The organism is Occultella gossypii (assembly GCF_019947135.1).
GTDB lineage: Bacteria > Actinomycetota > Actinomycetes > Actinomycetales > Beutenbergiaceae > Occultella > Occultella gossypii.
The window spans coordinates 134,638-149,025 of sequence record NZ_JAGSHT010000001.1 but is presented as its reverse complement, the minus strand read 5'-3'; the positions used below and the strand labels follow the sequence as shown (position 1 = coordinate 149,025).

10 protein-coding genes are annotated in these 14,388 nt (G+C 71.0%); 1 reads left to right on the top strand and 9 read right to left on the bottom strand.

Annotation, left to right across the window (positions count from 1 at the left end):
• The first annotated feature begins 57 nt into the window (after positions 1-57).
• The gene (locus KCQ71_RS00715; protein ID WP_223401725.1) at positions 58-2,505 is read left to right on the top strand and encodes a lysylphosphatidylglycerol synthase transmembrane domain-containing protein; all 2,448 of its coding nucleotides are present in this window, start codon (positions 58-60) and stop codon (positions 2,503-2,505) included.
• Position 2,506: 1 nt separating this feature from the next.
• Here KCQ71_RS00715 and KCQ71_RS00710 read toward each other — a convergent pair whose 3' ends face one another.
• The 9 genes from KCQ71_RS00710 to gltB all read right to left on the bottom strand — a co-directional run bounded on the left by KCQ71_RS00710 (position 2,507) and on the right by gltB (position 14,363).
• The gene (locus KCQ71_RS00710) at positions 2,507-2,926 is read right to left on the bottom strand and encodes a hypothetical protein (protein WP_223401723.1); all 420 of its coding nucleotides are present in this window, start codon (positions 2,924-2,926) and stop codon (positions 2,507-2,509) included.
• Positions 2,927-3,039: 113 nt separating this feature from the next.
• A complete protein-coding gene (locus KCQ71_RS00705) occupies positions 3,040-3,756 on the bottom strand; it encodes a hypothetical protein (RefSeq protein ID WP_223401721.1) in 717 nt (238 codons plus the stop codon).
• Entirely contained in the window at positions 3,756-4,445 is a 690-nt protein-coding gene (locus tag KCQ71_RS00700) for a hypothetical protein (protein WP_223401720.1), read from the bottom strand. Before KCQ71_RS00700 ends, KCQ71_RS00705 begins: the two co-directional genes overlap by 1 nt.
• Positions 4,442-5,152 (bottom strand): hypothetical protein, encoded by a 711-nt coding sequence (locus KCQ71_RS00695; RefSeq protein WP_223401718.1) that lies wholly within the window; start codon positions 5,150-5,152, stop codon positions 4,442-4,444. The genes KCQ71_RS00700 and KCQ71_RS00695 overlap by 4 nt, the downstream gene beginning before the upstream one ends.
• Positions 5,149-5,802 carry a hypothetical protein gene (locus KCQ71_RS00690; RefSeq protein WP_223401716.1) on the bottom strand — a complete coding sequence of 218 codons (654 nt, stop codon included), beginning with the start codon at positions 5,800-5,802 and terminating at the stop codon, positions 5,149-5,151. Before KCQ71_RS00690 ends, KCQ71_RS00695 begins: the two co-directional genes overlap by 4 nt.
• A 139-nt stretch (positions 5,803-5,941) precedes the next feature.
• Entirely contained in the window at positions 5,942-6,622 is a 681-nt protein-coding gene (locus KCQ71_RS00685; RefSeq protein WP_223401714.1) for a hypothetical protein, read from the bottom strand.
• Positions 6,623-6,730: 108 nt separating this feature from the next.
• The gene (gene pyk / locus KCQ71_RS00680) at positions 6,731-8,155 is read right to left on the bottom strand and encodes a pyruvate kinase (protein ID WP_223401712.1); all 1,425 of its coding nucleotides are present in this window, start codon (positions 8,153-8,155) and stop codon (positions 6,731-6,733) included.
• A gap of 126 nt (positions 8,156-8,281) precedes the next feature.
• The gene (locus KCQ71_RS00675) at positions 8,282-9,751 is read right to left on the bottom strand and encodes a glutamate synthase subunit beta (RefSeq protein ID WP_223401710.1); all 1,470 of its coding nucleotides are present in this window, start codon (positions 9,749-9,751) and stop codon (positions 8,282-8,284) included.
• Complete coding sequence (gene gltB, locus KCQ71_RS00670; RefSeq protein WP_223401708.1) at positions 9,744-14,363, bottom strand: glutamate synthase large subunit; 4,620 nt, start codon at positions 14,361-14,363, stop codon at positions 9,744-9,746. The genes KCQ71_RS00675 and gltB overlap by 8 nt, the downstream gene beginning before the upstream one ends.
• Between the last annotated feature and the right edge of the window lie 25 nt (positions 14,364-14,388).

Genomic DNA, 14,388 nt, shown 5'->3' with positions numbered 1-14,388 from the left:
CTGAGAACAGGGCCCTGCCACGATGTGCGGACCACCCGAAGCACAGATGGGTAACAGATGGCCACCGAGCACCGCGCGGCAGTGAATGACCCGCACGCTGAGCCGCTCCCTGATGCGGGAGCGGGCATCGCGGGGCCCAAGGAGGCGAACCGGTCCGGCCGGGCGGGTCGGTGGTTCGCGGGTGCGCCCCGGGCGCCGCGGGACCGCCGCCCGTCGGACGCCGTGCTCCTGGGCGTCTCCGTCCTGATCCTGCTCCTGGTCCTGGCGTTCGCGCGCCCCGCCAGCACGGACGTCCGGCTGCTCGAGTCCCTTGGCGAGGCCGGCTGGTTCGGGTCGTGGGTCTGGCAGGCCCTGCTCACCGTGCTGATGATGTGGGCGGCGCTGCTCATCACGGTCGCGATCGCACGCGGTCGCTGGCACGTCGTCCGCGACCAGGTCGGGGCGGCCATCGCGGCGGCTCTGGGTGCGGTCGTGGTGGGACTGACGGTCGGTTCCGCGGCAGACGTGACCGACGCGCTCGTGCCGTGGGCCGGCGACGGCGCCACCTACCCCGGTCTGGTGCTCGCCGTGACGACCGCCGTCGTCACCGTCACGGCACCGCAGGTGGTCGCGCCTGTCCGCCGGATCGGCCGCGCCCTGGTGGTCGCGGGCGCCATCGCTGCCGTCGCCACCGGCATCACGGGTCCCTGGGGCAGCCTCACGGGCGTGGCCATCGGCTGGGTCGCAGCGGCCGTCGTCCACCTGATCGCCGGATCACCCGGCGGCAGGCTCACGCTCGCCCAGGTCGGGCAGGCGCTCAGGGAGATCGGCGTCGATGCCCACGACCTCCGGTACCTGGCCATGAACGAGCGAGGGCAGCTCCTCGTGGCCGGGGTCTCCGCCGACGGCACGGCGCTGCTGGTGCGCGTCTACGGCCGGGACGCCTGGGACAGCCAGTTCATGACGGCCGTGGGCACCTCGCTCTGGTACCGCGACCGCGAACCGTCCGCACGGGTGTCCCGGCTCGGCCAGGTGCAGCACGAGGCCTTCGCGACCCTGCTTGCCGAGCGGTCCGGCGTGCCGGTGCTGCCGATCGTCGCCGCAGGGCTCGCGGGCGACCGCGACGCCCTCCTCGCGATCAGGGCCGACGCCCGTCCGTACACGTTCCCGGGCGACGGGACGGACGGCGACGCCGATGCCTTGGCGGCGCACTACTGGGCCGCCGTGGCCCGCCTGCACAAGATCGGGCTGTCGCACGGCTCGCTCCGGCCATCCGCGCTGATGGTGCGCTCCGACGGCAGTGCAGCCCTCGCCGACCTGAGCCAGGCCCGGATCAGCCCGACGCCGTTCCTCCGGGCGGCGGACAACGCCGGCCTCCTGATCGCGACGGCCATGGTGCTCGGGCCCGAGCGGGCCGTGGCGGCGGCATCGGCCGCGCTGAGCGGCGAGCAGTTCGGCGAGGTGCTGCCGCTGGTGCAACCGGGGCTGCTGGACCGCACCACCCGGAAGCAGGTCCGCGATCAGGGGCTGGACCTCGGTGCGTTGCGCACCATGGCCGGCCAGGCCGCCGGTGTGGAGCCGCCGAAGCTCGCCCAGTTGCGCCGGCTCAGCCTCGGCAAGGTCCTGACCGTCGTCGTGGTGGTCCTGCTCGCCTACGTCATCGTCGGCGCGATCAGCGGCATCGGGCTGGACAACCTCATCGCCGAGCTCAGTGCGGCCACTCCCGGCTGGGTGATCGCGGCGATCCTGGTGACCCCGCTGGTGCAGGTCGGTTCGGCGATGTCGACCATCGGCGCGTCACCACGCCCGTTGCGGTTCCTGCCCGTGCTCGCACTCCAGTACGCCATCCAGTTCATGGGCCTGGTGGTGCCGAGCGTCGCCGCCCGCGTCGCACTCATCGTGCGCTTCTTCCAGCGCGCCGGTCTGCCATCGACCACCGCGGTGACCGTGGGCGCGATCGACGGTGCCAGCGGCATCGTGACCCAGGCGATCATGCTGGTGGTGTTGGCGGCGACCGGTCTGGTCTCGCTGACTCTGCCGTCGGGCGGTGTGGAGATCGACATCCCGCTGGCGCTGATCGCGCTCGGGCTGGTCGCGGCGATCGCGATCGCGTGGGCGATCCCGCCCGTGCGCCGCTTCCTCCCCGCCCGGCTCGCGGAAACCCACGAGGGTCTGCAGGTGCTCCGCTCGCCGAAGAACCTGGCCCTGATGCTCGTCGGCAACGTCATCGCCCAGACGTTCCTGGCCGTGGTGCTGTCGCTGTCCCTGCGGGCGTTCGGGCAGGAACTTCCGCTCACCGAGCTCATCCTGATCCAGTGTGTGGTTGCGCTGTTCGCCGGCTTGATGCCTGTGCCGGGCGGTATCGGGGTGGCCGAGGCGGCGCTCACCGGCGCGCTGGTCGCCGCCGGCGTCGAGGAGGCGACGGCGTTGTCCACGGCCATCGTGTTCCGGCTCGCCACGTTCTACCTGCCGCCGGCGTACGGAGGCCCCGCCCTGGGCTGGCTCCGACGGCGTGGAGACGTCTGAGCTACTTCTTCCTGGTGTTCTTGCCCGAGCCGCCACCGTCGGCGCGGGCATCCGCCACCTTGCGCTTGACGAAGATCACCGGCAGCAGCACGGTCGCGATCATCGTCACGAGCCAGACCACCACGGATGTGATGATCCACGAGCCCACGCCGCCGGTGATCTGGAAGTTGTCACCGAAGACCAGCGAGCTGACCAGTAGCCCAGCGAACGTGCTGACGAGCCCGGCGGCACCGATCAGCACTGGTGCGGTGTTGTTCGCGACGGTCGAGATGAACGGCGAGAGCACGGACTGGATCACCGCAAAGACCACGACCACGGCGATGAAGGAGACGGGGGTGATGCTCAGATCGTCGATCACCAGCGCGGCGACGGCGAGCCCCACGGCGGCCGCGCCGAGGAAGAATGCGAGTCGGATCAGCATGCGGATCATCCGGCGGACCTGCTCTCTGCGGTGCTCGTGCACCGGCGGGACGCCGGCGGCAGGCGGTCCGCTCGCACCGCATGCTAGTCCTCGCAGGGTGTCGCGCGCGGGTGTCAGCCCACCTGGACGCTGTCCACCAGGGGTCCGCAGCCCGCCTCGATCACGTCTCGGTTGCCGGAGGTCCACTGGCAGTAGACGTGCAGCAGTTGGGTCTCCGCGAACAGCCAGTAGCCGTGGTAGTCGTAGGAGGCCAGCCCGATGTCCTGCTCGAGCGCGGGTAGCCCGGCGACCGTCGTCATGCTGGCGTCGGTGAGCGGCTCGGCGTCGATCTGCTCGCGGTAGTCGGCGAGCCGGGTCTCGATCGCGGACAGCGGTACCCGGCCACAGTCGTCGGCCACGTCGCCCCAGTCGAGGCCGGAGTAGAGCACCACGTTCAGCACGTTCAGCACGTTCAGCGTGGGCAGCGGCGGACTCGTCGGTTCCGCATACCAGGTGCTCTCGATCGTCTCGACCGGGTTGTCCTCGTGGTAGGACGTGACGACCTCGAAGTCCGGCGGGGTGGACCAGGTGGCCGTGGCCAGGTCCACGTCGGCGAGCTGCAACTCCTTCGGGTCGGGGTCGTCGCTGCACTCGAGGAAGCCCGGCGGCACGGTCCGCAGCTCCGTCGGTGTCGCGGTGCCGTCGCCCGCGCCGGACGCTCCGCCGGGTCCGGGCGCCGGGCTCGCCGGGTCGCACCCAGCCACGAGGGCGACCGTCAAGGCCACCGCGGCCACCGCCATCACCCGGTTGGAGCGCCGTGCCCGCCGCGCAGGCCGCATCGGGCCGACCATCAGCCGACCGTCAGCGACTCGACGATCTGCAGGCAACCGTCCTCGATCGGGCCCCGGTACTCCTCCGCCGTCCACTGGCAGTAGGCGTGCAGCAACTGGTTCTCGGAGAACACCCAGTAGCCCGTGTAGTCGTAGGACGGGAGCCGGATGTCCTGGTGCAGGGCCGGCAGTCCGGCGATGGTGATCCGCTCGACGTCACTGAGCGGCTCGGCCCCGATCTGTTCGCGGTACCGGTCGAGCTGGGCCTCGATCGCGGTGATCGGGACCCGGCCGCACTCGTCGGCCAGGTCGGTCCAGTCGAGCCCGCCGTAGATCACCACCGCGCCGACGTTCAGGCGGGGCAGCGGATCGTCGACCGGCTCTCCGACCCAGTTCGCCAGGATCTCCTCCAGCGGGTTGTCCTCGATGTAGCCGCTGGCCTCCGCCCACCCGATGGGGGTGGCCCAGGTGGCCGTGGTCAGGTCCACGTCGGCCAGCTGGAGATCCTTGTCGCTTGCCACATCGGGGCACTCGAGGAACCCGGCGGGCACGCTCGGCTGGGCGGTGGGTGTTCCGTTCATCGGGCCGCCGCCGGTGGGGCGGCCCGCGCCGCCCGGGTCTCCCGGGTCGTCGGCGGGCGTGGCGCATCCCGCGAGCAGGATCGCGCCGGCAAGCAGCACTCCCAGCCGCCGCATGAGTCGGGCCGTCACGGGATCACCACCGACTCGAGGAACTGGTCGCAGCCGGCCTCGAGGCCCGGCCGTTCGGCCTCGGAGACCCACTGGCACTGCAGATGCAGCAGCTGGGTGTTCGAGTAGAGCCACCAGCCGTGCGCCTGGGTGCCTTCGAACGTGAAGTCGTGTGCGATTGCGGGCTGCCCACCGATCCGCACGATCTCGGACTCACCGACCGGCACATCGGTGGTGCCCGGAACCTCCCAGTACTCGGCGACCCGGGCCAACGCGGCCTCGATCGGGATCTGGGCGCAGCCGCCGACAACCAGGTCGCCCCAGGCGACCTCCGGGTAGAACGTCACCGCGATCGCCGACGCGGCCGTGGCCTCGGGACCCTCGTAGGAGGCCACCCAGAGCTCGACGTTCTGCTCCTCGTAGTCGTTGACGGAGACGAAGTCGTCGCTCTCGTAGAAGTCCGCCGGTGTGCTCCAGGTGACGCTCTCCAGGTCCACGTCGCCGAGGGAGTCCTTGACCTCCTGGCCGCACTCCAGCAGTCCGCCGGCGCCCGACGGCGTCTCGCCGCCGGATTCCTCCGTGCCGGCCGGGGACGTGGTCGTCTCGGCCCCGGGCCCGGTGGGTGCCTGCGGCCCGCCCGGCGTGCAGGCGGCGAGGACGGTCAGCAGCCCCGCGCTCAGGCCGACGGCGAGCGCCCGGTACCGCGCCGGCGCCGGGCCGATGCTCACTGCTCGACCTCGATCGACGGGATCAGTTCGGCGCAGGCCGCCTCGACCAGTTCCTGCTCGTTGGTCCACTGGCAGTAGGCGTGCAGCAGTTGGTCCTCGGAGAACAGCCAGTAGCCGTGGTAGTCGTAGTCGGGCAGGTCGATGTACTGCTCGACGGCGGGGTACCCGGCGACGGTGGTCACCTCGGCCTCGGTGATCGGCACGGCACCGATCTCCTCCGTGTAGCCGGCCTGCTGGGCGGTGATCACGTCGACGGGGACGGTGCCGCACTCCCCGGCCTCCTCGCCCCAGTCGACGCCGTCGTAGATGACCACGTTCACGATGTTGAGGATGTCGACGTCCGCCGTCGGCTCCGCGGTCCAGGTCGAGAACACCTCGTCGACCGGGTTCTCCTCGTGGTAGATGAAGGTCTCCTGGAACCCCGTCGGTATCGACCAGGTGGCCGTGGTGAGGTCGACGGTGGCGAGCTCGACCACCTTGTCCGCATCCGGATCGCCGCACTCGAGGAACCCGCCGGGCGCCGAGGGTGGGTCGGTCGCGTCGCTGCCGCTCGCGTCGGCCGGGGTGCTCGGATCGTCCGCCGTGGGCTCCTCATCCCCCGGTCCGCAGGCGGCCAGCGCCACCGTCGCGAGCGTGGCCACGAGCGCCACGCGCCATCCACTGCGCATCACATGGGCTTGTCTAGCACACACTGGTGGGAGTCCCCGCAGGCGCGGGCGGGCAGCACTGCCCAAGGCTGCGGGACGTTCCTCGCCAGGACGGCCCGGGCAGACTGCCTGCGAGGATCGCTCAGAAGGACGCGGACGCGATCAGCTCGTCGCACCCCGCGGTGACGACCGACTCCGCCTCCACCCACTGGCAGCCGAAAGTGACGAGCTCGGTCGCCCCGTAGACGGCGTAGGTTCGGACCGTGAACCCATGGCTGGGGTACCACGCGTCGTACCGGACGGCCGGCAGTCCGCCGACCTCCACCCAGGCGTAGTCCCCGAGGAGGTCGGCGCCGGCCTCGGCGTTCACGACGTCGAGCCGCGCGAGCACCAGTTTGCGATCGAGCTGCCCGCAGTCGCCGGCTACCGGTCCCAGCGCGAGCTCGGCGTAGTAGACCACCGCGAGGACGTTGAGGTTGCCGACGCCCGAGGTGGTCGGCACCAGGTAGTCGGCCGTGTAGTCACCCTCCGGGGAGGAGATCTGCGTGTAGCCGCCGCTCTCGGCGAAGCCATCCGGGACGCCGTAGTCGAGCCGATGCAGGTCCTGCGGCGCCGGCTCGGCGCCGGCGTCCTTGCTGGCGTCGTCGCACTCGAGCAGACCGGGCGGCACGGTGGCCGGGCCGGTCGCGCCACCGGAGACCGGCCCGCCGGGCGTGGTCTCCTCCCCCGCCGGGCCGGGTGCCGACCCGGCGCAGCCCACCAGCGTGAGCAGCACGCCGAGCGCGAGCACCGAGGCGCCCAGGCGGGCGCGGGGCTTGTGCATGGTCGTCATCGTCGCACGGGTCCAGCCGTTCGCCCGACGGCGCAGGGCGGGTCAGTCCTGCCCTGCGCCGTCGGTGGGGCGTTCAGCCGGTTCCCCGGCCGAGCGGGATCAGCCGACGCTCTGCTCCTCGCCCACGGTGTGCACGCGGATCGAGTTGGTGGTGCCGGGCTGGCCCGGCGGCATGCCGGCGACCACCACGATGGTGTCGCCGTCCTCGGCATGGCCGGAGTTCCGCAGCACCACGTCCACCTGGTCGATCATGTCGTCGGTGTGCTGCACCTTCGGCACGATGAAGGTCTGGGTGCCCCAGGTCATCGCCAGCTGGTTTCGGGTTGCCTCGACCGGCGTGAAGGCCAGCAGCGGCGTCGCCGAGCGAAGCCGGGACATCCGGCGCGCGGAGTCGCCGGACTGGGTGAAGCAGGCCAGGTACTTCACGCCGAGCGTCTCGCCGATCTGCGCGGCCGCCTTGGTCAGCACGCCCCCACGGGTGTGCGGCGTGGCCCGCAGCTTCGCGATGCGCTCCAGGCCGTGTTCCTCGGTGCTCTCGATGATGCGGGCCATGGTCCGCACACACTCGATCGGGTACTCACCGACGGAGGTCTCACCGGAGAGCATCACCGCGTCCGCGCCATCGAGCACCGCGTTCGCGCAGTCCGAGGCCTCGGCGCGGGTGGGCCGCGGCGAACTGATCATGGACTCGAGCACCTGGGTGGCCACGATGACCGGCTTGGCGTTGCGCAGGCCCATCTCGGTGGCCCGCTTCTGCACGAGCGGCACCTGCTCCAGCGGGAGTTCCACACCGAGGTCGCCGCGGGCGACCATGATGCCGTCGAACGCGTCGACGATCTCGGCCAGGTTCTCGACGGCCTGCGGCTTCTCGATCTTCGCGATGACCGGGACGGTGCGACCCTCCTCGTCCATGATCGCCGCGACATCGTCGTAGTCCTTGGCGGACCGCACGAACGAGAGCGCGATGAAGTCGGCGCCCAGGTTCAGTGCCCAGCGCAGGTCCTCGGCGTCCTTCTCCGAGAGCGCCGGCACGTCGACCGCAACGCCGGGCAGGTTCAGGCCCTTGTTGTTGGACACGGGACCGGCCACCTCGACCCGGGTGGTCACGTGGGTCGCGGTGACGTCGGTCACGCGGACGGTCACCCGGCCGTCGTCGATGAGGATGGCGTCACCTGGTTTGACGTCCTTGGGCAGCCCCTTGAACGTCGTCGAGACGAGCTCCTTGGTCCCGGGCACGTCGTCGGTTGTGATCGTGAACACGTCGCCCTCGGCGAGGTAGTGCTTGCCCTCCACGAACCGTCCGAGGCGGATCTTCGGCCCCTGCAGGTCCACCAGGACGGCGACGGCGCGCCCGGACGCCTCCGCGGCGGCACGGACGTGGCGATACACCGCCTCGTGCGCCTCCACGTCACCGTGGCTGCGGTTGATCCGGGCGACGTCCATGCCGGCGTCCACCAACGCCTGGACCATCTCAGGGGACTCGGTTGCCGGTCCCAATGTGCACACAATCTTGGCTCTACGCATGTTCAAACCTTATGCCCTCTCGCCGGGTGCCCGGACGGCACACGGCATCACTCGAACGAGCCGTCACCGCGCGTTCGACTACTCCTTGCCACCCGTTCGGTGGGTGGCCACTGGCGATCCTGCGACTCAGACCGTGATGGAGACCGTGGTGGGCTCGATCGGGGCCGGCAGCTCGGTGTGCCCGCGCAGGAACTCGTCCACGGCCGCCGCCGCGGAGCGGCCCTCGGCGATCGCCCACACGATGAGCGACTGACCTCGTCCGGCGTCACCGGCGACGAACACGCCAGGCACCGAGGTCGCCCAGGCGCCGTCCCGGGTGATCCGGCCGCGCTGGTCCACCTCGAGCCCCAACTGTTCCACGACGCCCGCGGTCGGTACGCCGGTGAAGCCCATCGCGAGCAGCACGAGCTGCGCCGGGATGACGTGCTCGGTTCCCTCGACCGGGACCGGCCGGCCCGAACCCATGTCCACCTCGACGACGCGCAGTTCCTTGACATTGCCGTCGTCGTCGCCGAGGAACTCCACGGTGGAGGTGGCGTAGACCCGCTCGCCGCCCTCCTCGTGGGCGCTGGCGACGCGGTAGATCATCGGGTAGGTGGGCCACGGCTGGCTATCGGGCCGGTCCTCGGAGGGGCGCGGCATGATCTCCAGCTGGATCACGTTCTTCGCGCCCTGGCGCAGGGCGGTGCCGAGGCAGTCGGCGCCGGTGTCGCCGCCACCGATGACCACCACGTCCTTGCCGGCGGCGGTGATCTGGTCCGGGACCAGGTCACCTGCGGTGGCCCGGTTCGACTGCGGCAGGTACTCCATGGCCTGGTGGATGCCACCGAGGTCCCGGCCGGGCACGGGCAGGTCGCGGCGCACGGTGGCGCCCATGGCGAGCACGACGGCGTCGTACCGCTCGAGCAGTTCCGTCCCGGTGAGTTCGCCGTCGGCGCCGATCTCGACGCCCGGTCGGAACCGGGTGCCCTCGGCGGCCATCTGCTCGAGGCGGCGGTCGACGTGCCGCTTCTCCATCTTGAACTCGGGGATGCCGTAGCGAAGCAGGCCGCCGATGCGGTCGTCACGCTCGAACACGGCGACCGTGTGCCCCACCCGGGTCAGTTGCTGCGCGGCGGCGAGGCCGGCCGGGCCGGACCCGATGACCGCGACCGTCGAGCCGGTCAGCCGGTCCGGGATCTGCGGGGTGACCAGGCCGTCGTCGAACGCCTTGTCGATGATGGACTGCTCGATGTTCTTGATGGTCACGGCGGGCTGGTTGATACCGAGCACGCACGCCGTCTCGCACGGCGCCGGGCACAGCCGGCCGGTGAAGTCCGGGAAGTTGTTCGTCGCGTGCAGGCGCTCGATCGCCTCGTCGAAGCGGCCGGTCCGGGTGAGGTCGTTCCATTCCGGGATCAGGTTTCCCAGCGGGCAGCCGTTGTGGCAGAACGGGATGCCGCAGTCCATGCACCGGCCCGCCTGCCGGGTCAGCGCATCGGCGTCCTCCGCCCGCTTGGTGTAGACCTCGTTCCAGTCCATCAGCCGGATGGGAACCGGCCGGCGGACCGGGAGCTCCCGGTCGCGGTTCTTCAGGAATCCCTTGGGGTCAGCCATGGGTCGCCTCCAGCACTCGGGTCCAGACATGGGGTTCGCTGACGTCCACGCCATCGGCGCGGGCGTCGGCGAGGACGGCGTTGACGCGGGCGTAGGCCGGTGGCAGCACCCGGGTGACCCGGCGCCGCACCTGCTCACGGTCCTCACGCAGCTGAGCCGCGATCCGTGAGCCGGTGTGCTCGGTGTGCCGGGCGAGCAGGTCCATCACGAGGTTCAGGTCCTCCTCGTCGAGCTCGTCGAGGGCCAGATCCCCGGCGGCCACCGCCGGGCCGTTGACCAGGTCGCGGTCAAGGTCGAGGACGTAGGCGGTGCCGCCCGACATCCCGGCGCCGAAATTCCTCCCCGTCGGGCCGAGGATCAGCACCGTGCCACCGGTCATGTACTCGCAGCCGTGGTCGCCGACCCCTTCGACGACGGCGGTCGCACCGGAGTTGCGGACCGCGAACCGTTCGCCGGCGAGCCCGCGCAGGAAGAGCTCCCCGGACGTGGCGCCATAGGCGATCACGTTCCCGGCGATCACGTTGTCCCCGGGCGCGAACGTGGCGCCGGGGTCGGGCCGGACGATCACCCGACCACCGGACAGGCCCTTGCCGACGTAGTCGTTGGCGTCCCCGTACAGCCGCAGGGTCACGCCCGGGGTGAGGAAGGCACCGAACGACTGGCCGGCGGAGCCGTACAGCGTCACGTCGATGAGCCCGTCCGGCAGTCCAGCGGCGCCGTGGCGCTTGGTGATCTCGTGGCCGAGCATCGTCCCGACCGTCCGGTTCACGTTCCGTACGCGCGTCGTGTAGCGGACCGGCTCCCCGTCATCGAGGGCAGGCCGCGCGGCGGCGATCAACTCGTTGTCGAGTGCCTTCTCGAGCCCGTGCTCCTGCCCACGCACCGCGCGCGGCGAGGACCCCGGGGGCAGCACCGGCTGCACCAGGATCGGGCTCAGGTCGAGCCCGGACGCCTTCCAGTGGGTGACGGCGGCCCGGGTGTCCAGCGCGTCGATCGCGCCGATGGCCTCGTCGATGCTGCGGAACCCGAGGGCGGCCAGATACTCCCGGACCTCCTCGGCGATGTACTCGAAGAACGTGACCACGAACTCGGGCTTGCCGGAGAACCGGGCGCGTAGCTCCGGGTTCTGGGTGGCCACACCCACCGGGCAGGTATCGAGGTGGCAGACCCGCATCATGACGCAGCCGGAGACGACGAGCGGCGCGGTAGCGAAACCGAACTCCTCGGCGCCGAGCAGAGCGGCTATCACCACGTCACGGCCGGTCTTCAGCTGGCCGTCGGCCTGCACCACGATCCGGTCCCGGAGGTTGTTCATGACCAGCGTCTGCTGAGTCTCGGCGAGGCCGATCTCCCAGGGTGCGCCCGCGTGCTTGAGCGAGGTGAGCGGGCTCGCCCCGGTGCCGCCGTCGTGGCCGGAGATGAGCACGACGTCGGCGTGCGCCTTGGACACCCCGGTCGCGACGGTCCCGACACCGACCTCGGACACCAGCTTCACGTGCACCCGCGCCCGCGGGTTCGCGTTCTTCAGGTCGTGGATGAGCTGGGCGATGTCCTCGATGGAGTAGATGTCGTGGTGCGGCGGGGGCGAGATGAGCCCGACGCCGGGGGTCGCGTGCCGGGTCCGGGCCACCCACGGGTAGACCTTGTTGCCCGGCAGCTGGCCGCCCTCGCCCGGCTTGGCGCCCTGGGCCATCTTGATCTGGATGTCGTCGGCGTTGACCAGGTAGTCGGAGGTGACCCCGAACCGGCCGGACGCGACCTGCTTGATGGCACTGCGCCGTCGGGGGTCGTACAACCGCTCCGCGTCCTCGCCGCCCTCACCGGTGTTGGACTTCGCGCCCAGCTCGTTCATCGCGATCGCGAGGGTCTCGTGTGCCTCCATCGAGATGGAGCCGTAGCTCATCGCACCGGTGGAGAACCGCTTGACGATCTGCGAGACCGGTTCGACCTCCTCGATCGGAACCGGCGGGCGCAGGCCCTCGCGGAACTGGAACAGGCCGCGCAGCGTCATCAGCCGGCGCGCCTGGTCGTCGACCCGGCGGGTGTAGTCCCGGAACACGTCGTAGCGACGGGTCCGGGTGGAGTGCTGGAGCCGGAACACGGTCTCCGGGTCGAACAGGTGTGGGTCGCCCTCGCGGCGCCACTGGTACTCGCCGCCCACCTGCAGCCGCCGGTGCGCCGCGGTGATGCCGCTCTTCGGGTAGGCGATGGCGTGCCGGGCGGCGGCCTCTGCCGCGATGACGTCCAGGCCGACACCGCCGAGCGGGGACGGGGTGGCCGTGAAGTACTTCTCGACCAGTTCGCTCGACAGGCCGAGGGCCTGGAACACCTGGGCGCCGCGGTAGGAGTGCACGGTGGAGATGCCCATCTTGCTCATCACCTTGAGCACACCCTTACCGAGACCCTTGATCAGGTTCTTGACGGCCTGCTCGGGCGTGACGCCCTCCACGACACCGGAGTGCACGAGTTCCTCGACGCTCTCCATCGCGAGGTAGGGGTTCACCGCGGCCGCGCCGTAACCGATGAGCAGGGCGACGTGGTGCACCTCGCGCACGTCCCCGGCCTCGACGAGGAGACTGATCCGGGTCCTGGTCTGCCGGCGCAGCGTGTGGTGGTGCACGGCGGAGGTGAGCAGCAGGGACGGGATCGGCGCAAACTCGGCGTCCGACTCCCGGTCGGAGAGCACGATGAAGGAGACGCCGCGATCCACGGCCTCGTCCACCTCGGCGAAGACCTCCTCGAGGCGCGCCTCGAGTGCGGCGGCGCCGCCATTGACCCGGTACAGGCCGGAGATGGTGATCGCCTCGAAGCCGCGCCCGGGTCCGGGCGTGCGCTGCACGTGCTTGATCTTCGCGAGCTGGTCGTTGTCGATCGTCGGGAACGGCACGATCAGCTTGCGGGCGTGCGTCGGCGTGTCCTCGAGCAGGTTCGGCTCCGGCCCGATCGCACCGCCGAGGGAGGTGACGAGCTCCTCACGGATCGCGTCCAGTGGCGGGTTGGTGACCTGCGCGAACAACTGGCTGAAGTAGTCGAACAGCAGCCGGGGCCGCGAGGACAGCACCGCGATCGGGGTGTCCGTACCCATCGAGCCGAGTGCCTCGGCACCACTGGCCGCCATCGGCTGGAGCAGGATCCGCAGTTCCTCCTCGGTGTAGCCGAACGTCTGCTGGCGGCGCAGCACGGACGAGCGGGAGTGCGCCACGTGCTCCCGGTCCGGAAGGTCCTCGAGGGTGACCAGGTTCTCCTCGAGCCACTGCGGGTACGGGTGGCCGTCGGCGAGCTCGCCCTTGATGGCCTCGTCCTCGATCACCCGGCCGGAGCCGGTGTCCACCAGGAACATCTTCCCGGGGGCGAGGCGCCCCTTGCGGGCCACCCGGGCCGGGTCGATGTCGAGCACGCCGGCCTCGCTGGCGAGGACCACGAGCCCGTCGTCGGTGATCCAGAACCGGCCGGGACGCAGCCCGTTCCGGTCCAGGACAGCACCGATGTAGCGGCCGTCCGTGAAGCACATCGCGGCCGGGCCGTCCCACGGCTCGATGATGGTGGAGTTGTACTGGTAGAAGGCGCGCCGGTCCGCGCTCATCGAGGCGTGGTTCTCCCACGCCTCGGGGATCATCATCAGGACCGCGTGCGGCAGGGAGCGCCCGCCCAGGTGCAGCAGTTCGAGCACCTCGTCGAAGCTGGCGGAGTCACTCTCCTCCTCGCTGCAGATGGGCAGCAGGTCGCGTACGTCCCCGAGCCGGTCCGAGGCGAGGGTGCCCTGCCGGGCCGCCATCCAGTTCCGGTTGCCGCGCACCGTGTTGATCTCGCCGTTGTGGGCCACCATCCGGAACGGGTGCGCCAGCGGCCAGGACGGGAATGTGTTGGTGGAGAAGCGCGAGTGCACGAGCGCGATCTCGGACGCGAACCGCGGGTCGGTCAGGTCCGGGAAGAACGGGGCGAGCTGAGTCGTCGTGAGCATGCCCTTGTAGACGATGGTCCGCGAGGACAGGGACGCGAAATACACCCCGAGGGCGTGCTCGGCGCGCTTGCGCAGCCGGTACGTGCGGCGGTCCAGGGCGACCCCGGAGAGTTCCCGTGCCGGGTCCGCGACCACGAGCTGGCGGAACGTCGGCATGCAGGCGCGTGCGGTCGGGCCGACCAGGTCGGCGGTCACCGGCACGTCGCGCCAGGCGAGGACGTCCAGGCCCTCGGCGGCCGCCAGCTCCTCGATGCCCGCCTGGGCGGCGGCGGCCTCGCCCGCGTCGGCCGGTAGGAAGGCGATGCCGATGGCGTAGTGCCCGGGCCTGGGGAGCTCGCCGGGGATGACGTCCCGCACGAAGGCGTCGGGGATCTGGGTCAGGATGCCCGCACCGTCGCCGGAGTTCTCCTCGGCGCCCACCGCACCGCGGTGGTCGAGGTTGGCGAGCGCGGTCAGGCCGGCATCGACGATGTCACGGCCGGGGGTGCCCCGCAGGGTGGCGACGAAGGCCACCCCACACGCGTCGTGCTCCTGGGCGGGGTCGTACAGACCCTGCTTCTCGGGAGTGGCGCTGAACGCCCTGAAGGCGCTGGTGGCACGCGTGGCACTGCCGACGCTGTTCGCGCCTCGGGACTGCGGGGACCTGTTCATCCGATCATCCTCACCACCGCGGGGA

Coding starts and splice junctions, on each gene's coding strand:
- KCQ71_RS00715 (WP_223401725.1), top strand. CDS start 58: ATGGCCACCGAGCACCGCGCGGCAGTGAATGACCCGCACGCTGAGCCG.
- KCQ71_RS00710 (WP_223401723.1), bottom strand. CDS start 2,926: ATGCTGATCCGACTCGCATTCTTCCTCGGCGCGGCCGCCGTGGGGCTC.
- KCQ71_RS00705 (WP_223401721.1), bottom strand. CDS start 3,756: ATGGTCGGCCCGATGCGGCCTGCGCGGCGGGCACGGCGCTCCAACCGG.
- KCQ71_RS00685 (WP_223401714.1), bottom strand. CDS start 6,622: ATGCACAAGCCCCGCGCCCGCCTGGGCGCCTCGGTGCTCGCGCTCGGC.
- pyk (WP_223401712.1), bottom strand. CDS start 8,155: ATGCGTAGAGCCAAGATTGTGTGCACATTGGGACCGGCAACCGAGTCC.
- KCQ71_RS00675 (WP_223401710.1), bottom strand. CDS start 9,751: ATGGCTGACCCCAAGGGATTCCTGAAGAACCGCGACCGGGAGCTCCCG.
- gltB (WP_223401708.1), bottom strand. CDS start 14,363: ATGAACAGGTCCCCGCAGTCCCGAGGCGCGAACAGCGTCGGCAGTGCC.